Annotated in this window: 18 protein-coding genes; 7 read left to right on the top strand and 11 right to left on the bottom strand. The window is 61.2% G+C overall.

Annotated elements, in window-relative coordinates:
- Positions 1–38: 38 nt before the first annotated feature.
- Positions 39–680 carry a 3,4-dihydroxy-2-butanone-4-phosphate synthase gene (ribB, locus tag ACQZ5N_RS10400; protein WP_279658551.1) on the top strand — a complete coding sequence of 214 codons (642 nt, stop codon included), beginning with the start codon at positions 39–41 and terminating at the stop codon, positions 678–680.
- Between the two features lie 276 nt (positions 681–956).
- On the opposite strand, the gene ACQZ5N_RS10395 is transcribed toward ribB, so the two are convergent.
- The 4 genes from ACQZ5N_RS10395 to ACQZ5N_RS10380 form a co-directional block, all read right to left on the bottom strand.
- Entirely contained in the window at positions 957–1,745 is a 789-nt protein-coding gene (locus ACQZ5N_RS10395) for an SDR family oxidoreductase (protein ID WP_035262232.1), read from the bottom strand.
- A gap of 14 nt (positions 1,746–1,759) precedes the next feature.
- Complete coding sequence (locus ACQZ5N_RS10390; RefSeq protein ID WP_448732827.1) at positions 1,760–3,238, bottom strand: sugar ABC transporter ATP-binding protein; 1,479 nt, start codon at positions 3,236–3,238, stop codon at positions 1,760–1,762.
- 118 nt (positions 3,239–3,356) lie between these two features.
- Positions 3,357–4,286 carry a sugar ABC transporter substrate-binding protein gene (locus ACQZ5N_RS10385; protein WP_035262239.1) on the bottom strand — a complete coding sequence of 310 codons (930 nt, stop codon included), beginning with the start codon at positions 4,284–4,286 and terminating at the stop codon, positions 3,357–3,359.
- 134 nt (positions 4,287–4,420) lie between these two features.
- Positions 4,421–5,401, bottom strand: coding sequence for an ABC transporter permease (locus ACQZ5N_RS10380; protein WP_065655910.1), 981 nt, complete (start codon positions 5,399–5,401; stop codon positions 4,421–4,423).
- Positions 5,402–5,841: 440 nt separating this feature from the next.
- Here ACQZ5N_RS10380 and ACQZ5N_RS10375 point away from each other — a divergent pair, with 440 nt between their 5' ends.
- From ACQZ5N_RS10375 to ACQZ5N_RS10355, 5 genes are all read left to right on the top strand, one after another.
- A complete protein-coding gene (locus ACQZ5N_RS10375) occupies positions 5,842–6,651 on the top strand; it encodes a transketolase (protein ID WP_080851603.1) in 810 nt (269 codons plus the stop codon).
- Positions 6,651–7,607, top strand: coding sequence for a transketolase family protein (locus ACQZ5N_RS10370; protein WP_269832678.1), 957 nt, complete (start codon positions 6,651–6,653; stop codon positions 7,605–7,607). Before ACQZ5N_RS10375 ends, ACQZ5N_RS10370 begins: the two co-directional genes overlap by 1 nt.
- A gap of 116 nt (positions 7,608–7,723) precedes the next feature.
- Entirely contained in the window at positions 7,724–9,193 is a 1,470-nt protein-coding gene (locus ACQZ5N_RS10365) for an FGGY family carbohydrate kinase (RefSeq protein WP_448732871.1), read from the top strand.
- Positions 9,194–9,213: 20 nt separating this feature from the next.
- Positions 9,214–10,173 carry a sugar-binding transcriptional regulator gene (locus ACQZ5N_RS10360; protein WP_196378709.1) on the top strand — a complete coding sequence of 320 codons (960 nt, stop codon included), beginning with the start codon at positions 9,214–9,216 and terminating at the stop codon, positions 10,171–10,173.
- Between the two features lie 24 nt (positions 10,174–10,197).
- The gene (locus ACQZ5N_RS10355) at positions 10,198–10,983 is read left to right on the top strand and encodes an SDR family oxidoreductase (RefSeq protein ID WP_448732826.1); all 786 of its coding nucleotides are present in this window, start codon (positions 10,198–10,200) and stop codon (positions 10,981–10,983) included.
- 153 nt (positions 10,984–11,136) lie between these two features.
- On the opposite strand, the gene ACQZ5N_RS10350 is transcribed toward ACQZ5N_RS10355, so the two are convergent.
- The 5 genes from ACQZ5N_RS10350 to ACQZ5N_RS10330 all read right to left on the bottom strand — a co-directional run bounded on the left by ACQZ5N_RS10350 (position 11,137) and on the right by ACQZ5N_RS10330 (position 17,584).
- Positions 11,137–11,898: an ABC transporter permease gene (locus tag ACQZ5N_RS10350; RefSeq protein WP_003520396.1), complete on the bottom strand. Its 762-nt coding sequence runs from the start codon at positions 11,896–11,898 to the stop codon at positions 11,137–11,139.
- On the bottom strand, positions 11,895–12,821 hold the full coding sequence (locus ACQZ5N_RS10345) for an ABC transporter ATP-binding protein (RefSeq protein WP_003520395.1): 927 nt from the start codon (positions 12,819–12,821) through the stop codon (positions 11,895–11,897). Before ACQZ5N_RS10345 ends, ACQZ5N_RS10350 begins: the two co-directional genes overlap by 4 nt.
- Positions 12,822–12,925: 104 nt before the next feature.
- Positions 12,926–13,747 (bottom strand): sulfite exporter TauE/SafE family protein, encoded by an 822-nt coding sequence (locus ACQZ5N_RS10340; protein ID WP_448732825.1) that lies wholly within the window; start codon positions 13,745–13,747, stop codon positions 12,926–12,928.
- Positions 13,748–14,232: 485 nt separating this feature from the next.
- Positions 14,233–15,531: an extensin-like domain-containing protein gene (locus tag ACQZ5N_RS10335; protein ID WP_304981359.1), complete on the bottom strand. Its 1,299-nt coding sequence runs from the start codon at positions 15,529–15,531 to the stop codon at positions 14,233–14,235.
- Positions 15,532–15,769: 238 nt separating this feature from the next.
- Positions 15,770–17,584 (bottom strand): methyl-accepting chemotaxis protein, encoded by a 1,815-nt coding sequence (locus ACQZ5N_RS10330; RefSeq protein ID WP_059760437.1) that lies wholly within the window; start codon positions 17,582–17,584, stop codon positions 15,770–15,772.
- Between the two features lie 241 nt (positions 17,585–17,825).
- Here ACQZ5N_RS10330 and ACQZ5N_RS10325 point away from each other — a divergent pair, with 241 nt between their 5' ends.
- Positions 17,826–18,140: a DUF1883 domain-containing protein gene (locus ACQZ5N_RS10325; RefSeq protein ID WP_003520391.1), complete on the top strand. Its 315-nt coding sequence runs from the start codon at positions 17,826–17,828 to the stop codon at positions 18,138–18,140.
- Positions 18,141–18,252: 112 nt separating this feature from the next.
- Here the strand turns inward: ACQZ5N_RS10325 and ACQZ5N_RS10320 are convergent, their stop codons facing one another.
- Complete coding sequence (locus tag ACQZ5N_RS10320; protein ID WP_448732824.1) at positions 18,253–19,569, bottom strand: replication-associated recombination protein A; 1,317 nt, start codon at positions 19,567–19,569, stop codon at positions 18,253–18,255.
- Complete coding sequence (locus ACQZ5N_RS10315) at positions 19,566–20,972, bottom strand: DegQ family serine endoprotease (protein WP_003520388.1); 1,407 nt, start codon at positions 20,970–20,972, stop codon at positions 19,566–19,568. The genes ACQZ5N_RS10320 and ACQZ5N_RS10315 overlap by 4 nt, the downstream gene beginning before the upstream one ends.
- Positions 20,973–21,072 lie beyond the last annotated feature (100 nt).

The raw sequence follows: 21,072 nt of genomic DNA, 5'->3' as shown, positions 1-21,072 counted from the left end.
CCGCAAAACGGCATAACCCTTGAAAGGCTTGAAAGAAAATGACCATTGCTAAAATTGAAGACGCCATCGAAGCCATTTCCCGTGGCGAGATGGTGATTGTGGTTGACGACGAAGACCGCGAAAATGAAGGCGATATCATCGCCGCCTCCGACAGCATTACCCCACAGCAGATCGCCTTCATGATGAACCATGCGCGCGGGCTGATCTGCGTCGCCATGCCGGGCGAGCGTCTCGATGCGCTCGATATTCCGCTGATGGTGTCGCGCAATACCGAATCCCTCAAGACAGCCTTCACCGTCTCGGTGGACTATATTCCGGGCACCACCACCGGCATTTCCGCCGCCGACCGGGCAAAGACCGTACGCGCGCTGGTATCGGAAGAATCGCGCCCGGAAGATTTCGCCCGTCCCGGCCACATCTTCCCACTGCGCGCCAACCCGCAGGGTGTTCTCGGCCGCACCGGCCACACCGAAGCAGCCGTGGACCTTTGCCGTCTTGCCGGCAAATATCCCTGCGGCACCATCTGCGAAGTCGCCAATGACGACGGCACCATGGCCCGCCTGCCCCAGCTCGAAGTCTTCGCCGAACGCCACGGCCTGCTGGTCGTGACGATCAAGGACCTTGTTGCTTACCTCAAGGGCGAGGTTGTCGAGGATGTTGTGCAGAAGCAGGTTGCGTGAACTGCGCCTGCTTGTACTTTGAATACGAAAACGCCCGGCGAAAGCCGGGCGCGAAATTGGCGACAACGTCTGATGTCCTCTCTTCCGTCATGCCGGTCCCCGGAACAAGCCCGAGGATGATCCGGCATCCAGCCACGGCGCGTCTGCGCCGTGAGGAGAGTCTTTCGCGATCAAGGACTTGATCGCGCTGGACCCCGGATTAAGTCCGGGGTGACGGAGTGAGGATGTCACGCTTGAACCAGACGCGTGAGGTTTACCGCGCCGGGACCGAAAACCCTACCAGCAGCAGAAACCACCATCCACCAGCAGATCCACGCCCGTCACGAAGCTCGCCGCATCGGAGAGCAGGAAAATCGCCGGGCCGACCATTTCATCCACGCCCGCCATGCGCTGCATCGGCGTCTGTTCTTCGAACAGCTTGGTCTGATGCACCATCTCCGGCCGCGTATTCATCGGCGTCGCCGTATAACCCGGCGAGATGGTGTTGACGCGGATGCCGCGACCCACCCACTCCATCGCCATGGATTTCGACATGTGGATGACGCCAGCCTTCGAGGCATTATAGTGGCACTGCATTAGCCCGCGATTGACGATGACGCCCGACATGGAGGCGATGTTGACGATTGCGCCGCGTCCGTTCTTCAGCATGGCATTGGCTTCCGCCTGGCAGGAGAGGAAAACGCCCTTCAGGTTGATATCCATCATCGTCTGGAACTGGCTTTCCTCCATTTCCTCGGCAGGATTGGCATTGGCGATGCCAGCCGCATTGACGGCGAGCGACAGCGCGCCAAGCTCGGCCTCCGTGCGGGCAACCGCATCGGTCAGCGCCTCTTTGCTGGTCACATCAGCAGCGATCTGGATCGACTTGCGGCCAGCCTTGGCGATGAAATCGGCCGTCTGCGCCAGACCGTCATCGGTGCGGCGATCAAGCAGCGCGACATTGGCGCCGGATTGTGCGAGCCCCATGGCGATCCGCTGGCCGATACCGGAACCGGCGCCGGTGACGAGCGCCACCTGGCCGGAAAGATCGAACAGTTTCGGTGCGTTGAGCGTGATGGTGGACATCGGTATTTCCTTCTTCAGATGGTTGCCAGTTCCATGACCGAGACGTCGTTTGCTTCGTCGCGGTTGAGGATGCCGGCCTGTTTTCCCTGCGCGAGCACGAGGATGCGGTTCGAAACGCCCAGCACCTCTTCGAGATCGGAGCTGACGACGATGACGGCCACGCCGCTTTTCGCCAGATCGACAATGATATCGTAAATGCCCGCCCGCGCGCCGACATCGATGCCGCGCGTCGGCTCGTCCAGCACCACAACGCGCGGATTGCGGGCAAGCCATTTGGCAATGACCACCTTCTGCTGGTTGCCGCCGGAAAGATCCGATGCTGGCTGTTCGCTGCGGCCCTTGACGCCGAATTTGGCGATGGCCTCCCTGGTAAAGGCGCGCTTGATGCGTGGCGTGATCCAGCCAGTGCCGACGCGGTCGAGATTGGCATAGATCAGGTTTTCGCCGATCTCGTGCTCCACCACCAGCCCCTGCAATTTGCGGTCTTCCGGCACCATGACGATGCCCTTGGCGATGGCGTCCGCCGGGCTTTTCAACGTCAGCACCTTGCCATCCAGCAGCACCTCACCCGCACTCGTCGGATCGGCGCCGGAAATGGCCCGCACCAGTTCGGTGCGTCCCGCCCCGATCAGACCGGCAATACCGAGGATTTCACCGGCGCGGACGCCGAAGCTGATGTCGCGGAAGGCATTGTCCGCGCCGGTCAGCCCTTTCATTTCCAGCACCATCTTGTCCTGCGGCTCCGGCAGTGTCGGAAACAGGCGCTCCAGCGAGCGGCCGACCATGCTTTCGACAATGGTGCGCACCGGTGTCGCGCTGTCGGCGAATTCATGCACCCGCTCGCCATCGCGCAATACGACGATGCGGTCGGTGATCTGTTTGATCTCTTCCATGCGGTGGGAAATATAGATGATGCCCACGCCCTCGGCGCGCAGCTTGCGCACCTGCTCGAACAGCGCCTGCGTTTCCGCACCGCCAAGTGCCGCCGTCGGCTCGTCGAGGATCAGTAGTTTGGCGTCCAGCGCCAGCGCCTTGGCAATTTCGATCAACTGCTGATTGGCGGTCGAAAGGCCGGCCACCTTGCGGGTCGCGGGAATGTGAAGGTTGAGGCGCGCCAATTGCTGCTGGGCTCTGCGCACCATCTCGGCACGGTCGACGACGCCGTTCTTCATCGGCCAGCGGCCAATGAACACGTTTTCGGCGATGGAAAGCTCCGGCAGGAGCTTCAATTCCTGATGGATGAGGACGATGCCCTTGTCGATCGCCTCTCGCGGCGAAGACGGCGCATAGGGCTGCCCGAGCCATGTCATCGAGCCTTCGGACGGTTCACGCGAACCGGCGATGATGCCTGACAGCGTGGATTTACCCGCGCCGTTTTCACCCAGCAAGGCCACCACTTCGCCGGGATAAACGTCGAGATCGACGTTTTTCAGGACCTCGAGCGGACCGTAACGTTTGCTGATGCCACGGAGCGAAAGAACCGGCTCGCGCATGACGGGACCTCCCAGGACACGATCGCGGCGGAGATACACCGCAGCCTTGTGTCCAAATTGCATAGAGACAAACCAATGAATGCCCCACGCATCCCAGCGGACGCGCGGGGCGGATGCATCAGGGATGGTTGGCGATGAAGCCTTCGACATTTTCCTTGGTGGTCAGCGTCGCATCGGAAAGCTGCACGGCCGGAACCTTCTCGCCGCCGACGATCTTGACAGCCATCTCGACAGCCGTGCGGCCCATCTTCTGGGTCTGCTGCGTCGCGGTCACGTCGAAGACGCCGTTCTTCAGCGCCTCAAGCGCCGCCGTATCGCCATCGAAGCCGCCAACGACGATCTTCTGCGAGGGATTGGCGACCTTGATCGCCTGCGCCGCGCCAAGCGCCAGACCGTCGGCCTGCGCAAAGACGATGGAAACATCCGGATTGGCCTGCAGCATGTTCTGCATGATCTGGAAGCCTTCATCCTGGCTCCACATGTTGGACCACTGTTCGGCAACAATCTTCACGCCGGAATTGGCCTTCACCGATTCCATGCAGCCCTTGGTGCGGTCCACTTCCGGCGTCGTGCCCTTCTGGCCGTGGATGATGACCATCTTGCCCGAACCGCCGGCTTGCTTGATGATGTAGTCGCAAACCGCCTTGGCGGAAGCGACGGAATCGGTGGCAAGGAAGGTATCGCCCGGCGCGCCATCGGCATTGCGGTCGATGTTGATGACCGGAACGCCGGCGGCCTTGGCAAGCTTCACCGGAACGGTCGCCGCAGCGGCACCGGCCGGAATATAGATCAGCGCATCGATATTCTGGGTCAGCAGATCCTGGATCTGGTTCACCTGCGTCGGACCGTCGCCCTTGGCGTCAACGGTGACGACGGCAATGCCGCGCGTCTTGGCTTCGGCTTCGACGGCCTGCTTGATTTGGTTGAAGAAGTTCGCCTGCAGATTGGCGACGGCAAGGCCGATCTTCTTGACTTCGGCGGCGTTGGCAGAGCCGAGCGACAGGGCGAGAAGGGCGGCGGATGTCAGCAGAATGCGTGAAAATTTCATGATTATTCCTCCATTTGTTGATTGTTGACCTTCGGGCAGATCGAACCTCCTCCCCTCCGGCCGTTTATTTCACGCCTCCCCAATAAGGAGGGTCGTTTATTGCGCGGACGGCTCAGCACCGACCGCAGGCAAATTCAGCTTCTGCGGCGGCGCAATGTTTCAGCGCCAACGGCCAGCACGATGACGACACCGATGATGACCTGCTGGAGAAAGGGAGAGACGTTGAGCAGGTTGAGGCCGTTGCGCAGCACGCCGATGATCAGCACGCCGATCAGCGTTCCGCCGATGCCGCCCGCACCGCCCGAAAGCGAGGTTCCGCCGATGACAACGGCCGCAATCGTATCCAGCTCGTAACCGAAGCCGCTGGAGGGCTGTACCGAGTCGAGACGCGCCGCAAGAACGATGCCGGCGAGACCGGCAAGAACCGCGCAGGCGACATAAACGCAGATCGTCACCAGCGGCACATTGATACCGGCAAGACGCGCCACTTCCGGGTTACCGCCCACCGCATAGACCGTGCGGCCTTCCGAACGGAAGCGCAGGAACAGCCAGGAAACCAGAACGACGACGAGCATCAGAAGCACGGTCGCTGTCAGCACGCCGAAATGGCGGTCGATTGCCAGCATCATGAACCAGTCAGGGAAACCGACGATCTGCTGTCCATCGGTGATCATATTGGCGAGCCCGCGCGCCACCGACATCATGGCCAGCGTGGCGATGAAGGCCGGCACCCGAAAGGCCGTCACGAGAATACCGACCACGAGGCCGCAGGCGGCAGACGCGATCAGCGCCAGCACGATGGCCATGCCCATCGGCATGCCCGCCACATTGGCCGTCCAGCCCATGATCATCATCGACAGCGCCAAAACCGAGCCGACAGACAGATCGATGCCGCCGAGCAGGATCACGAAGGTCATGCCGACGGCCATGATGCCGAGAACGGTGATCTGGTCGAGAATGTTGAGCCCATTGCGCAGCGACAGGAAATTCTCGCTGGCGAAGGTCAGAAACACGCAGAGCAGCAGCAGGCCCAAAAGAGGTCCGGTCGCACCGCTCAACCAGGCAAGCGGGCTCCTGGTGTGCGTGACCCCCTCATTGCGTTCAATCGCGGACATGGCTCCTCCCGGTGACTGTCTTGCATTTTTTAAACCGATTAGAATAATTATTCATCATCGGTGAAACATGCATAAGCCAGTTTCGAGAAGCTTGTCAATAGGGCGTTAATGGCGGGACGGACCCTGCGGAGGATGGGATGGCTGGCGACTTACGTTCCCACCCTCATTCCTGTGCTCGTCACAGGAATCCAGCCGACGCGCGTCTGCGCGGCGGAAAGACTCCTTTCAGCCCAAGGACTTGGGCTGGCTGGATCCCTGTGACAAGCACAGGGATGAGGACGCCGCGAATACCCTTCCCCATGAAAAATCCTGCGACACCGGAACGGAGCGGCTTGGGCCGAAACAACACAATTCACAATTCCGGCTTGACAGAAACGCCATCTCTGCAATTATATAAATAGCTGTATAAATATTCACACGCATGTTTTGAAGAGGATTCCATGCAGTCCCAGGAGCTAGAGCGCATTGCGCGCCAGATTCGCCTTCGCGACGTACAGGCTGTTTTCGAAGCGGGTGCGGGCCATGTCGGCGGCGAAATGTCGGCTATCGACATCATGACGGCCCTTTATTTCCGCGTCCTGCGCATCTGGCCGGATGATCCGAAGAACCCTGCCCGCGACCGCTTCGTGCTTTCCAAGGGCCATACGGCCTGCGCGCTTTATGTGACGCTTGCCAAGCGCGGCTTCATCCCGGAAGAGGAAATTTCGACCTTCCTGCAGCCGAATTCACGCCTCAACGGCCATCCGAACTGTAACAAGGTTCCGGGTGTGGAAACCAATACCGGCCCGCTCGGCCACGGACTGCCGGTTGCCGTCGGCATGGCCAAGGCGGCCAAGCTTTCCGGTGCGGACTACCACACCTATGTCATGACCGGCGACGGCGAGATGCAGGAAGGCTCCAACTGGGAAGCCATCATGTCCGCCGCCCAATTCGGCCTCAACAATCTGACGCTGATCGTCGATCACAATCGCTTCCAGCAGGGTGCGGCGCTTTCGGAAACCAACGATGTCGCGCCGCTTCGCCCGAAGCTCGAGGCTTTCGGCTGGGAAGTCAGCGAAATCAACGGCAACGCCATGGCGGAAGTCGTGCCGGCGCTGGAGCATCGCGGCGACCGCCCGCATTGCATCGTCGCCCACACCAACAAGGGTCATGGCATTTCTTTCATGCAGGACCGCGTCGACTGGCACCATAAGGTTCCGAGCAAGGAACAGTACGAAATTGCCGTCAAAGAACTTTCGGAGGCATTGTGATGAACGCGCCCGTAACCGCCGCCAAGCTTTATGACTGCCGCGACGCCTTCGCTGAAACGCTGGAGGCGCTGGCCGCCGGCAATGACAAGGTCGTCGCCGTCTGCAACGATTCGGTCGGCTCCTCGAAACTCGGCGGCTTCAAGTCGAAATTCCCCGAGCGCCTCGTGAATGTCGGCATTGCCGAACAGAATATGGTCGGCGTCGGCGCGGGTCTGGCCAATGGCGGCCAATTGCCCTTCGTCTGCGGCGCATCCTGCTTCCTCACCGGCCGCGCGCTGGAGCAGATTAAGGCCGACCTCGCTTATTCGAACGCCAATGTGAAACTGATCGGCATCTCCTCGGGCATGGCCTATGGCGAACTCGGCCCGACGCATCATTCCATCGAGGATTTCGCCTGGACCCGCGTTCTGCCCAACCTGCCGGTCATCGCCCCCTGCGACCGCATCGAGACGGCCGCCGCCGTTAAATGGGCGGCGGACTATGCCGGCCCCTGCTTCCTGCGGCTGTCGCGCGTCGGCGTGCCGGATCTGCTGCCGGAAGGCCATGTCTTCGAACTCGGCCGCGCCAACCTGCTGCGCGAGGGCTCCGACGTCACGCTGATCGCCAACGGCACGCTGACGCACCGCATCGTCAAGGCCGCCGATATTCTGGCCAGCCGTGGCGTCAAGGCTCGGGTGCTGAACATGGCGACCGTGCGCCCCATCGACGAGGCGGCTATCGTCGCAGCAGCGAAGGAAACCGGCGCGATCCTGACAGCCGAGGAACATTCGATCTTCGGCGGCCTCGGCTCGGCGATTGCCGAAGTCGTGGTCGAACAGGCCCCCGTGCCGATGAAGCGCCTCGGCGTTCCCGGCGTCTTCGCCCACACCGGTTCGGCCGAATGGCTGCTGGATGAATTCGGCATGGCGCCGGCCGCCATTGCGGATGCGGCCGAAGCGCTGATCAAGAGAAAATAAAGTCTCCTCCCAGAGTCGTCGCGTGTCTTCGGATGCGCGGCGACACCCTTTCTGCAATATCGTCGTTTAATCGCCGCAAGGCCGAAACGAAAAACTGCCGACGAAAGACTCCCATGATGCGCGCCATTCTGTCCATCGATCAGGGCACCACCAATTCCAAGGCCATACTCGTCTCGGAAAGCGGAGAACTGCTGGCGCGCGGCTCATCACCGGTCGGCATCGCCTATCCGCAGCCCGGCTGGGTGGAACAGGAGCCGCAGCGCATCTGGGCCTCGGTCTGCGAAGCGATCTCCGCCTGCCTTGCCGCCGCGCCCTCTAACGTCGATATCGCAGCCATCGCCATCTCCAACCAGCGCGAATCCGTCACCATCTGGGATGGCGAAACCGGCGAGCCGCGCGGCCCGGTGCTCAGCTGGCAATGCCGCCGCACGGCGCAGGATTGCGCCGAACTGATCGAGAAGGGCCATTCCGAGCGCGTCATGGCGCTGACCGGCCTGCCGATCGACCCGATGTTTCCGGGCGCAAAAATGCGCTGGCTGCTGGAGCGCGCCCCGAAGGGCCGCAGGCTCCGCCTCGGCACCATCGATAGCTGGCTCATCCATTGCTTCACCGACGGCAAGGTCCATGCCTGCGACGCCTCCAATGCCGCCCGCAGCCAGGTGCTCGATCTCAACCGGCAGGTCTGGAGCGACGAGCTTTGCGACCTCTTCGGCATCGATATCGACACCCTGCCCGATCTGCGCGACAGCAGCGGCGATTTTGGCGTCACATCAGGCGTTCCCGGCATCAAGGACGGCACGCCGATCCTCGCCGCCATCGGCGACAGCCACGCCGCCCTCTTCGGCCATGGCGCCTTCAATCCGGGCGATGGCAAGGTCACTTTCGGCACCGGCTCCTCGGTCATGACAACCCTGCCGCATTTCATCGCGCCCGAACGCGGCATCACCACCACCGTTGCATGGCGGCTCGGCGGCAAACCCACCTTCGCCTTCGAGGGTAATATTCTCGTTTCCGCCGCCTCCCTGCCCTGGATGACGGAGATTCTCGGCCTGCCGGATGTCGCCGCCCTCGTCGAGCTGGCCGCCACTGCAGAGCCAAACGGCCCCGGCTTCGTGCCGGCCTTCGTCGGTCTCGGCGCGCCCTATTGGGATACGAATGCGCGTGCGCTTTTCTCCCAGATCAATTTCAGCACCAGCCGTGCCCAGATGGCCCGCGCTGTCACCGATTCCATCGCCTTTCAGGTCCATGACGTCTTTGCCGCCATGCGCGCGCAGTCGCCCGCCGGCTTCGGGCGGCTGTTCGTGGATGGCGGGCCGAGCCAGAACCGTTTCCTCATGCAATGTGTCGCCGATATGCTGGAACACCCCGTCATCCAGCGCGATGCACCGGAAGCCTCTGCGCTGGGTGCCGCCTATCTCGCCGGCCTCGCCCTCGGTTTCTGGAGCGATCTTACGGCCATCGCCGCCCTTGCAAGCCAGGGCAACACCATCGCGCCCGCCAACAGCGAAAGTCGGCAGCGGCTCGGCATCTGGCGCGACGCGATTGCCCGCTCGACCTTGCCTGTAACCTCGGGTAATGGTGAATAAAAATTCACCCTGGAGGGCTTATGGGCAGGCTAAACGAACTTCGAATGATTTCCCGCGTGGCGCAGATGTATTTCAGCGAGCATAAGCGGCAGGCGGAAATCGCCCAGCATCTCAACCTGTCGCAGGCCACCGTCTCGCGCATGCTGAAGCGTGCCGAGGCGGAAGGCATCGTCCGCACCAGCATCATTCCACCACCCGGCACCTATAGCGATCTGGAAGCGCAGCTGCGCGAACGTTTCGACCTGCCGGAAGCCATCGTTGTCGATTGCAGCGAGGATCGCGACGGCGCGATCATGGCCCGCATCGGCGAGGCAGCGGCGCATTTTCTCGAGGTGACACTGTCGCAGAACGAGATCATCGGCGTTTCCAGCTGGAGCCAGACGATCTTCAAGATGGTGGAAAACATCCACCCGCTTAAAGGCGCCAAGGCGCGCTATATCGTCCAGACGCTGGGCGGCATGGGCGACCCATCGGTACAGACGCACGCCACCCAGATCACCACGCGTCTGGCGCGGCTGACAGAGGCCGAACCCAAGCTGCTGCCGGTGCCCGGCGTCGCCACATCCCGCGAGGCGAAGCTTTTGATGCTCGCCGATCCCTTCGTGCGCGAAACCATCGATCTCTTCGGCTCGATCACGCTCGCCGTCGTCGGCATCGGTGCGGTCGAGCCGTCGGAGCTTCTCGCCCGCTCCGGCAACATCTTTTCCGCCAAGGAACTCGCCGATCTCGCGCAGGCGGGTGCGGTGGGCGACATATCGCTCCGGTTCTTCGACAGGCAAGGCAAGCCGGTCAAAACACCGCTCGACGACCGGGTCATCGGCCTGCCGCTGGAAAACCTCTCCAATGTCGACCGCGTCATCGCGCTCGCCGGCGGCTCGAAAAAAACCGAGGCGATTGCCGGTGCGCTCAGAACCGGTGTGATCGACGTGCTCGTCACCGACAAATTCACCGCCGAACGACTGGTCGGCAAGGAAACATAGCCAAAATCCCATAAAGGAGGAGACATGAGGCGCTTTGAAGGTCAATCCGTATTCGTGACCGGAGGCAACAAGGGCATCGGTTACGGCATCGCCCGCCGTTTTGCCGAGGAAGGTGCGAAAGTCGCCATCGCCTCTGTCGACAAAGACACGCAGGATGCCGCCAAAAAACTGACGGACGAAACCGGCGCCGTCACCCATGGCCTCATCCTCGACGTTCGGGATGCGGCAGCGGTGCGCGAGGCCTATGGCGCCGCCGAAGAGGCGATCGGCCCGCTTTCCATCTCCGTCCAGAATGCCGGCGTCATCACCATTTCCAAGATCGAGGAACTGACGCAGGAACAGTGGGATTTCAACCTCGACGTCAATACCAAGGGCGCGTTCCTCTGCTGCCAGGAGGCGATCCGCCGCTTCCGCGAAAGCGGCACCAAAGGCCGCCTCGTCAACACGGCCTCCGGCCAGGCGCGTCAGGGCTTTATTTACACCCCGCATTATGCCGCCTCGAAATTCGGCGTTATCGGCCTGACGCAAAGCCTTGCCAAGGAACTGGCGCCTGAGGGCATCACCGTCAACGCCATTTGCCCGGGCATCATCCATACCGAAATGTGGGACTATAACGACCGCGTCTGGGGCCAGATGCTGGGCGATTACAAGCCGGGCGAACTCATGGCCGAATGGGTGCGCAACATCCCCATGCGCCGCGCCGGAACGCCCGCCGAAGTCGCCGCACTGGTGGCGTTTCTGGCTTCCGACGATGCGGCATACATCACCGGCCAGACGATCAATGTCGATGGTGGGTTGATTATGTCTTGAGGGGCCTTGCGACCTCTCTCTTCCGTCATCCTCGGCCCTGTGCCGAGGATCTATTCACGTCCAATGAAATCAATCGGTTGCAGATCCTCGGGACAAGCCCGAGGATGACGTTGCGTATGGAGAAAGCTCACTGCCTTCTGATGGCCTGCACCGTCAGTTGCGCAGCCTATACCCCGTCTTGAACATCCAGCCGACAACACCGAGGCAGAGCGCCAGAAACAGCGTGATCATCGCGAGGCTGATGGCAGGATTGACGTCGGCGATCTCATAGAAACTCCAGCGGAAACCGCTGATGAGATAAAGCACCGGATTGAAGTGGCTGACCGTCTGCCAGAAGGGCGGCAGCATGTCGATGGAATAGAAGCTGCCGCCAAGGAAGGTCAGCGGCGGCACCACCAGCATGGGAATGAGGTTCAGCTGCTCGAAATTCGTCGCCCAGATGCCGATGATGAAGCCGAACAGGCTGAAGCTCACCGCCGTCAACACGAAGAACAGGATCATCATGAACGGATGGGCGATGGTGATATCCACGAAGAAGGAAGCGGTAATCAGGATGATCGTGCCGATCATCAGCCCCTTGGTCGCCGCCGCCCCGACATAACCGGCCAGAATTTCCGTCATCGCCACCGGAGCGGAGAGGATTTCATAGACCGTACCGGTGAATTTCGGGAAATAGATGCCGAAGGAGCCGTTGCCGATACATTGCGTCAGAAGCGTCAGCATGATAAGGCCGGGCGTTATGAACGCGCCGTAGGAAACTCCGCCAACCTCCTGAATCCGCGAACCGATCGCGGTTCCGAATACGATGAAATAAAGCGAGGTGGAAATGACCGGGGAGACCACGCTCTGCAGCAGGGTGCGACGGGTGCGTGCCATTTCGAACAGATAGATGGCCTTGATGGCTTCGAAATTCATTTCTGGCCTCCCACCAGCGAAACGAAGATATCCTCAAGCGAACTCTGCCGCGTTGAAATATCCTTGAAATGGATGTTGGCGGCAAAAAGAGCGCTCAGAACATCGGCAATGCGACCCTGTTCGCCATTGTCCTCGATTTCATAGGTAACGGTGCAGCGGTCATCGGAAAGCGTCAGACCGAAGGGCGCAAGACTGTCGGGCAATTGCTCCACGGGCTGGGCAAGCTCCAGGAAAAGCTGCTTGCGGCCGAGTTTCTTCATCAACGCCGTCTTTTCTTCCACCAGCAGCAATTCGCCGCCATTGATGACACCCACACGGTCGGCGATTTCTTCCGCCTCTTCGATGTAATGCGTGGTGAGGATGATGGTGACGCCCTTGGCGCGCAGCTCGGAAACCACATTCCACATGTCGCGGCGCAGCGCCACATCCACGCCGGCTGTCGGTTCGTCAAGGAACAGAACCTTCGGCTCATGCGCCAGCGCCTTGGCGATCAGCACACGCCGTTTCATGCCGCCGGAAAGCTCCCGCAGCATATTGTCCTTCTTGTTCCAGAGCGACAGGGATTTCAGGATGCGCTCGATCAGTTCCGGGTTCTTCTTTTGCCCGTGCAGGCCGCGCGAGAAGCTGACGGTGTTCCACACCGTCTCGAACTGGTCTGTGGTCAGTTCCTGCGGCACGAGCCCGATCAGGGCGCGGGTCTGGCGAAAATCCTTCACCACATCGTGCCCGCCGACAAGCACCGAGCCTTCACCCGGATTGACTAGGCCGCAGACGATGGAGATCAGCGTCGTCTTGCCAGCACCATTCGGACCGAGAAGGGCGAGGATTTCCCCCTCTTTGATATCGAGGCTGACACCTTTGAGCGCCTGAAAGCCGTTTGCGTAGGATTTTGTCAGATTCCGTATCGAAACAATGGCATTCATGGCGAATCTTTCGAAAAACCGAGTAAGATGCACGCCATATAGGCCGGGAAAGGCGCAAATGCCAGTCCGACGGGCTGAACACTGCGTTCGGCGAAGAGGGAAAATCAGCCGTAAACGCTATAGAAAAACTGCGCCGCAACGAAGACCAGAAACAATCCGAAGGCGCGCTCCAGCTGCTTTTTGCTGAGCGCATGCGCCAGCCGCGCGCCATAGGGCGCCACGACAAGCGTGATGGGGATCAGTAGCACCACGGCGATCCAGTTGATGAAGCCGGTGGAAAACGGCGGCAGGCCCGCATCGCCCCAGCCGGCCCAGATGTAACCCAATAGACCCGGCAGCGAAATCAGCACGCCGACGCCGGAAGACGTGGCGACCGCCTGATGAATGGTGCGTCCGTAAAGCGTCATGAAGGTGTTGTTCATCACCCCGCCGCCTACGCCCATCAGGCCCGAAAAAAGCCCGATGCCGGTGCCCACCAGAAAACGGCCCGGGTTTTGCGGCAGGTCGGAACCGAGATGCCAGCTTGCCCGGTTGAAGATCATCCGAAAGGCAAGCGCCAGCGCGATGAAGGCGAAGATCAGCCGCAGCGCAACGCTCGAGGCATGGGCTGCAACCACGGATGCGAGGATGGTGCCGAGCGGCACGGCAACGATCCAGCCCTTCAGCAGATCGATATCGACCGCACCCTTCTGACGATGCGTCAGGAACGAGCGGATGGAAGTGGGCACGATAATGGCGAGCGACGTGCCGAGCGAAAGATGCATGCGCACCGCCTCCGGCACATCCAGCACCCCGAAGACCTGGTAGAAGACGGGCACCAGCACAGCACCGCCACCGATGCCGAACAACCCCGCCAGAAGACCGGCGACCACACCCGCTGCCGCAAGCGCCGCAGCAAAGACCATCAGCTCTGAAACAGGGGGCATAAAGGCAGGCTCCCGAGGGCCGTTGTCACAAACATGTGACCCTCATAGCGTATCAGAAGAGCGCGGCAAGCCATGTTGGCCGCAGGTCAGTACGGCGCGATGTCTTTTGCCGCACATCCGCGCCGGATGGACCACTCCATGGGATCGTTTCCCATTGCATGCCCTTGCAAAGACGCCGATATCCCCCCGATAAGGCTGTCTTCTTCAACCGGCCTTCGGGCCGGTCTTTTTTTGTGGGGTGTGACAGAGGAGTTGGAATTCCGACAAGTGAATCCACACTTCCGTCATTCCGGCCTTGAGCCGGAATCCAGCCAGCTCAAGTCCTTGAGCTGAAAGGAGTCTTCCCGTCGCGCAGACGCGCGTCGGCTAGATTCCGGCTCAAGGCCGGAATGACGGAAGTTGCAAACATCACGCATTACAGCGGGCGTCTAAAACGCCGCCCGACTATAGCCCTGCCCAATCACGCCGTTCGCGTCCCAATGCCCCTAATCGCAATGCCTGTAACCTGACTTGCGGGTGCGCAGATCGAAGTGAAAATGGTTCCAGTGATTGGGATCGCTGCCCGGTCCGAGAACGGTGGAGAAATATTTGCAGCTATCGGACCTCACCGCCTTCAGCAGCGCTTTTTCGCGGAAGGCGAAGAAGCTCTTGCTGCGCACGTCGATTTCCTTGCCGTTCTTCAGCGTGATGGTGCCGATATCGATGGCGTTGCCGCGTGCATGTTCGGACCACGGATTGCTGGAGCGCGAATTCATCTTGCGGCAGGAATAACCGCCCATCGGCGTGATGCGACCGACGCCGGAGAGATAACGGAAGCGCGAGGATGGCACGAGCTCGAACTTCACCCATTTGGCGAAGGCAAGCGTGACCTGGCAATTGAGCTTCACCGCCGGCCGGATGGCGACGCCGCTGGCGAGACCGCTGAGTTCGATCGGATAATCGATACCGCAGGTCGGACCGTCGGCAATGCGCGCAACGTCCCGGAAAGCGACGCCGAGACGGCGAAGTTCGGAGCGGCAGGCAACTTCGGAGGATGGCATGACGCCGGGCGGCATCGAGCGGTTGCTTTGCAGCCCGCCGCCCGCCATCGGATCGTTCGGCATCACCATCGCCACCTCTTCCACCGGCTGACGACGGGAGGAGGCGCCAAGCGGCGGCGGCGGGATGAGCCGCGATTGGCTGGCCCGTTGCGGCTGGCGGGCCGGAGGAACGGCCACGGGATTGTCCGTGCCGATACCATCCACCACCGGCTGCGCCGACGCGCCTTCGGCAATATCCGCATCCTGTTCTTCGGCAAGTCCGCGAACCGGCTCCACGCCCAGCATGGAATCCATGTTCACGCCGCCTTCGCCTTCGGCGATCTGGTTGCTGGTCATCTGCTGCGCGGGCATGGTCTGCCCCTGCATCGTCTGGCCCTGCATTGTCTGCGCCGGCATATTGCCATGGCCGCTTGCCGCCATGCGCGCCTGATGCTGGGAATCGAGTGTCGAATAACCCTGCCCGCCCTGCGGCGATTGCAGCAGGGGATCCTGCGAGGCGTAAGGCTCCGGCATCGGTTGTGAAACGGCTGCCGGATAATCGGCACCCTGCCCGGCCTGCTCGGCCTGATACACTGCACCCGCCGGCGCGCTGTAACCCTGCTGCCGCGAGGAGCGGATGGCGCTGACGCGTGTGGTGCCGTCCACCTCCGCCGGTGGCACGAGGCCCTCCGCCGAACACGACACCATGACCGTGGAAATCATCAGCAACGTCACAAGACGACGCGGAAGGGAAACATACGCCATACGAGAACCTGTACCTTCAGCGGCCGCTATTCGCGGCAATACAGGATAAATTTTAAAGAAATGAGGTAAACGAAACCTTATTGGTTGCGGGAAATAACGAATGATGTGTTTGGCGCAGTCCCATCCACACAAGACTGCGACAATCGCCTCCGATGACCATGCGGGCGGATAAAGTCCTGCCCATAACAAAAGGGCGCGGCCAAAGCCGCGCCCTTTAACTTTCCTGAAACACCTGAAATCAAGCAGCCCGCGAAACCTCGCGCCCGGCACCATGTCCAAGCTCGAAACGCGACAGCAGCGAGCGCAGCTGGCGGCTTTCCTCGGCGAGCGTCTGGCTTGCCGCCGTCGTTTCTTCCACCATGGCGGCGTTCTGCTGTGTCATCTGGTCCATGTGGTTGACGGAGGTATTGATCTCCTGCAGGCCGGTCGCCTGCTCGCGCGCCGCCGTGGCGATGGAGTTCACATGGCCATCGACACGATTGACCAGCGCCACGATCTCCTCCAGCGCATCGCCCGTCGAACGCACCAGTGCGACACCGCCGCCAACCTCCTCGGCCGAACGGTTGATGAGGGTCTTGATTTCCTTGGCCGCATTGGCGGAACGTTGCGCCAGTTCGCGAACCTCCTGCGCCACCACGGCAAAACCACGCCCGGCCTCGCCCGCACGCGCCGCCTCCACACCGGCATTCAGCGCCAGAAGATTGGTCTGGAAGGCGATTTCGTCGATGACCGAGATGATCTGGCCGATGCGCTTCGAAGACTCCTCGATACGGCCCATGGCGTCGACGGCATTGCGCACGATCTCGCCCGAGCGGCCGGCGCTGGTTTTCGTGTCCTGCACCATCTGCCGGGCCTCGTTGGCACGCTCGGAAGCGGTGCGCACCGTGGCGGTGATCTCGTCCAGAGCCGCCGCCGTCTCCTCCAGCGCCGCCGCCTGCTGTTCGGTCCGGCGGGAAAGATTGCCGGTCGCACCGCTGATGTCGGAGGCGCTGTCATTGACCACATGGCCGGTTCTGGCAATCGCCTCGATCGCGCCGTGCAAGGCGCCGACGGCACGGTTGAAGTCCATGCGCAGCTTTTCATAGTCCGCGCCGATATCCGCAAGCGAAACGGTCAGGTCGCCATTGGCAAGCGCCTCAAGCGCATTGCCAAGGCGCTCCATGGCATGGGCCTGCCGCTCGGAAGCGGAGCGCAGAACCATCTCGTTACCGTGCCGCTCCTGCTCCAGCGCCCGCTGCTGATCCGCCTCGCGGGCCTGCAGCGCGCTGCGCTCATTGACGCTGTCGCGCAGTACCAGCAGCGTCTTGGCAATCGCGCCGATTTCATTGCGACGGTCGGCGAACTGTATATCTGCCGCGCCGTCACCGTCGGCAATCCGCCGCATGCTCTGGCGGATAAGATCGATCGGCCGCGTCACGCTGCGCACGACGGCTGCGGCCACGCCGACAACCAGAAGACCGGCGGCGATGCAAAGACCGCCATTAAAATAGACGTCGCGCCAGAAGACCGCTTCAAGATCGTCAACATAAACACCGGTGCCGACAATCCAGCCCCAGGGAGCGAAACCGGCGACATGGGAAAATTTCTCGACCGGTTCCGGTGCGCCGGGCTTCGGCCAGTAATAATCGACAAAGCCCTTGCCGCCTGCCTTGACCGTATTCACGAACTCGACGAAGAGCGCCTTGCCGTTCGGGTCCTTGTTGGCGGTAAGGTCCGTGCCGTTCATTTCGGGTTTGATCGGATGCATCACCATTTTGGGATGCATGTCGTTGATCCAGAAATAGCCGCTGCCATTGCCGTAGCGCATTGCCGCGATGGTCGTCTTGGCCTGCTGTTGCGCCGCCTCCCGCGTCAGGCTCCCGCCCTGCTCCAGCCGGTAATATTGATCGAGAATGGCAACAGCGGTTTCGTTCATTGCCGCAAGCCCGGCTTTCCGTTCCCGCTCCATCTCGTGGTAGCTTTCAAACAGGCTGAATGTCAGGGCCGCGGCCAGTATTGCCAGAAACAATGCGACGAGCGCATAAAGGCGCGTAGATATTGTTACGTTTTTCATGTTCCCCCTCAACGTCGCTGATGCACTTCGACCAGCCGATGTTAAAGGCAAAAAATTTATTATTATTAAATACACATATTATACGTTGGTATTATTCTTATATGCTCATATTCCTTGGCGCCACCATGCCAGACAGGCACAGCAAGCGTGAATTTTCAAACCGGCCGGCGGCATTTAAAGACACCGTTAACCGTGCGGCCCCTATCCTCTTTGACCGAAATTACTTTACAGGGAGGGCGCGATGGCCCGGCCGAATTTTCGCTATACGCATTATGACCTGAAGGAATTGCGGGCAGGAACTACCCTTGAAATATCCCTGTCGGCCGTCAACAATGTCCGGCTGATGACGGGCGCGAATTTCCAGCGTTTCACCGAATTGCTCGATTTCAAATATCTCGGCGGCGTCGCGAAAAAATCGCCGATCCGCATCGCCATCCCCGAGACATTGCACTGGCATCTGGTGATCGATGCCGAAGGCCATAGCGGCCTGGCGGAATCCTCGGTCAAGATGCTGCCCGCGCAGCCGCAGGCGGCACCGCATCGCAAGGCATCCTGATCTTCCTTAAAAAACAAAGAGTTGTCGCGGTTTCGCGACTCTTTTTGCCAGCGGCCTGAATCTTTTTCTTAAGATCGACCGCGATACGGCTTTCGGCGCAACCGCGTAAATCCTAGCGCGATCCACGCTCGCGACGCAGCTTCGCCCACCAGTCCAGACGCTTGCGGATTTCCCGCTCGAACCCCCTGTCCGGCGGATCGTAAAAGGTCGTGCGCCCCATTTTCTCCGGGAAATAATCCTGTCCGGAAAAGGCATCCGGCTCGTCATGGTCGTAGCGGTAACCGTCGCCATAACCCTCGCCCTTCATGAGCTTGGTCGGCGCATTCAGAATATGTTTCGGCGGCACCAGCGAGCCGTTTTCCTTGGCCGCCCGCATCGCCGACTTGAAGGCGGTATAGACGGCGTTCGATTTCGGCGCAGTCGCGAGATAGACGCAGGCCTGCGCCAGAGCCAGCTCCCCCTCCGGTGAACCGAGATAATCATAGGCATCCTTGGCGGCATTGCAGACGGCGAGCGCCTGCGGATCGGCAAGGCCGATATCCTCCACCGCCATGCGCACCAGCCGCCGGCCGATATAGAGCGGGTCTTCACCGGCATCGAACATGCGGGCAAGATAATAAAGCGCGGCATCCGGGTCCGAACCGCGCACCGACTTATGCAGCGCGGAAATGAGATTGTAATGGCCGTCCTGGCTCTTGTCGTAGACGGGCGCACGGCGCTGCACGATGCGCGTCAGCCCTTCGGTATCGAAGGTCTCGTCCTTGCGCGCCGCACGCCACACCTCTTCGGCAAGCGTCAGCACGGCGCGGCCATCGCCATCGGCCATGCGGATCAGGCTGGCCCGCGCCTCTTCCGTCAGCGGCAGGGGCTTGCCCTCCGCCTCCTCGGCACGCTTCAGAAGCTCGCTCAGGCTCTCCTCGTCATGCGAGCGGAATGTCAACACACGCGCCCGCGACAACAGAGCTGCATTGAGTTCGAAAGACGGGTTTTCGGTGGTGGCGCCCACCAGAATAATGGTGCCGTCTTCCATCACCGGCAGAAAGCTGTCCTGCTGGGCGCGGTTGAAGCGATGAATCTCGTCTACGAAAAGCAGCGTCTGCCGGCCATTCATCCGCCGTGTGCGCGCCGCTTCGAAAACCTTCTTGAGATCGGCGACACCGGAAAAGATCGCCGAGATCTGCTCGAAAGCCAGCCCCGCCTCGCCGGAAAGCAGGCGGGCAACCGTGGTCTTGCCGGTGCCGGGCGGCCCCCAGAAGATCATCGATCCCAGCGAACCGCTATCGATCATGCGGCGCAGAACGCCCTCCTCCCCCGTCAGATGCGGCTGCCCGCTCACCTCCGCCAGCGTCTTCGGACGCAGACGATCGGCAAGAGGCCGCCGGTTGGCGACCTCCACGGGCACTTGCGGGGCAAAGAGATCGTCGCTCATCGCAGGAACTGCCGGATGCGCTGCCCGTCACGCAGAATTTCCACCCGCCAGAAGCCGGGATTGTCGTCCAGCGCCTTCTCGACAGCGGCGGTGGTGCCGATATCCGCGCCGTTTAGCGACAGGATCACGTCCTTCGGCTGGAAACCGACACGATAGGCCGGCGAACCGCGCTTCACATCGGTAATGACAACGCCTGTCACCTGCGAGGGCATACGCAATTCATCGGCAAGCTTCGGCGAAAGATTGGCGACAGTCGCGCCGGCGAAGGGATTGCGGCCCTCGATCAGCCGTTCATCGCGCGGTGCGGTTTCCGGCGCGGTATCGAGCGCGATGGTCACCTTTTTCTCTTTCCCTTTGTCCATCACGGTCAGTTCGGCGGATTTGCCGATGCCAGCGGTCGTCAGGCGATAACCCAGCGCATCCGGATGTTCCACCTCGAAACCATTGACGGCGGTAACCACCTGTCCGGGTTCGATACCCGCCTTTTCGGCCGGCCCACCCTTGACGACGCTGACGACCAGCGCGCCGCGGGCGCGATGCAGACCAAGCGCCTCGGCGACATCCGATGTCACCGGATCGAAGGTCGCACCGATATAGGGCCGCTCGAAGCTTGCATCGCCACGCTCGGCGGCAGCGACGAAAACCCGGACCAGATTGGCGGGAATGGCGAAACCGATGCCGTTCGAGCCGCCGCCCTTGGAGAAGATGGCCGTATTGATGCCGATCAGCTCACCCGCCATGTTCATCAATGCGCCGCCGGAATTACCGGGATTGATGGAAGCGTCGGTCTGGATGAAGAAGCCGAAATCGCCCTGCGTCACCTGGTTGCGTGCCAGACCCGAGACGATGCCGCTCGTCACCGTCTGGCCGACACCGAAGGGATTGCCGATGGCCAGCACCAGATCACCCACTTCAATCGCATCGGAATTGCCGAGCGACAGCACCGGGAACTGCTCCTTCGCATCGATTTGCAGAATGGCGAGGTCGACGCGGTCATCCTTCAGCAGCACCTTGGAGGAGAACTCACGCCCATCCGCCAGCGCCACCTTGATGTCATCGGCACCGTCGATGACGTGATTGTTGGTCACCACGAGGCCGCCGGCGGTCACGATGACGCCGGAGCCGAGCGACGACTGCTTTTCCGTGCGGTTCGGCATCTGCTGGCCGAAGAACTGTTCGAAGAAAGGATCACCGGCAAAGGGCGACAGACGCCGCTGCACGACGCGTTCGGCATAGACATTCACCACCGCGCCCGCGGTGCGCTTGACCAGCGGCGCGAAGGAGAGCTGCATTTCCGTGTGGCTCGACGGCACGGTCCTGTTATCCTGCGCCGCAGCACCCACAGGCAGGAGAATGAGTGCGGCGAGAAAGCCGGTGGACAGATACTTCAACACGCTTCGCATGTGATTCCTCATCGTCATCAGTATGATGGAGTTATAACGCCAAAGCCTGTAAAGCAAAGAGCGGCAAGATGATGGCCGTCCTTTTCCAGGCATGGATCGG

This window comes from Agrobacterium sp. 22-221-1 (assembly GCF_053522445.1).
The sequence above is the reverse complement of the archived record's forward strand: the minus strand, read 5'-3'. Positions and strand labels throughout refer to the sequence as shown.

Bases quoted from the DNA above. Each gene is read 5' to 3' on its own strand.
- ribB (WP_279658551.1), top strand. From the start codon at position 39: ATGACCATTGCTAAAATTGAAGACGCCATCGAAGCCATTTCCCGTGGC.
- ACQZ5N_RS10395 (WP_035262232.1), bottom strand. From the start codon at position 1,745: ATGTCCACCATCACGCTCAACGCACCGAAACTGTTCGATCTTTCCGGC.
- ACQZ5N_RS10390 (WP_448732827.1), bottom strand. From the start codon at position 3,238: ATGCGCGAGCCGGTTCTTTCGCTCCGTGGCATCAGCAAACGTTACGGT.
- ACQZ5N_RS10385 (WP_035262239.1), bottom strand. From the start codon at position 4,286: ATGAAATTTTCACGCATTCTGCTGACATCCGCCGCCCTTCTCGCCCTG.
- ACQZ5N_RS10380 (WP_065655910.1), bottom strand. From the start codon at position 5,401: ATGTCCGCGATTGAACGCAATGAGGGGGTCACGCACACCAGGAGCCCG.
- ACQZ5N_RS10375 (WP_080851603.1), top strand. From the start codon at position 5,842: ATGCAGTCCCAGGAGCTAGAGCGCATTGCGCGCCAGATTCGCCTTCGC.
- ACQZ5N_RS10370 (WP_269832678.1), top strand. From the start codon at position 6,651: ATGAACGCGCCCGTAACCGCCGCCAAGCTTTATGACTGCCGCGACGCC.
- ACQZ5N_RS10365 (WP_448732871.1), top strand. From the start codon at position 7,724: ATGCGCGCCATTCTGTCCATCGATCAGGGCACCACCAATTCCAAGGCC.
- ACQZ5N_RS10360 (WP_196378709.1), top strand. From the start codon at position 9,214: ATGGGCAGGCTAAACGAACTTCGAATGATTTCCCGCGTGGCGCAGATG.
- ACQZ5N_RS10355 (WP_448732826.1), top strand. From the start codon at position 10,198: ATGAGGCGCTTTGAAGGTCAATCCGTATTCGTGACCGGAGGCAACAAG.
- ACQZ5N_RS10350 (WP_003520396.1), bottom strand. From the start codon at position 11,898: ATGAATTTCGAAGCCATCAAGGCCATCTATCTGTTCGAAATGGCACGC.
- ACQZ5N_RS10345 (WP_003520395.1), bottom strand. From the start codon at position 12,821: ATGAATGCCATTGTTTCGATACGGAATCTGACAAAATCCTACGCAAAC.
- ACQZ5N_RS10340 (WP_448732825.1), bottom strand. From the start codon at position 13,747: ATGCCCCCTGTTTCAGAGCTGATGGTCTTTGCTGCGGCGCTTGCGGCA.
- ACQZ5N_RS10335 (WP_304981359.1), bottom strand. From the start codon at position 15,531: ATGGCGTATGTTTCCCTTCCGCGTCGTCTTGTGACGTTGCTGATGATT.
- ACQZ5N_RS10330 (WP_059760437.1), bottom strand. From the start codon at position 17,584: ATGAAAAACGTAACAATATCTACGCGCCTTTATGCGCTCGTCGCATTG.
- ACQZ5N_RS10325 (WP_003520391.1), top strand. From the start codon at position 17,826: ATGGCCCGGCCGAATTTTCGCTATACGCATTATGACCTGAAGGAATTG.
- ACQZ5N_RS10320 (WP_448732824.1), bottom strand. From the start codon at position 19,569: ATGAGCGACGATCTCTTTGCCCCGCAAGTGCCCGTGGAGGTCGCCAAC.
- ACQZ5N_RS10315 (WP_003520388.1), bottom strand. From the start codon at position 20,972: ATGCGAAGCGTGTTGAAGTATCTGTCCACCGGCTTTCTCGCCGCACTC.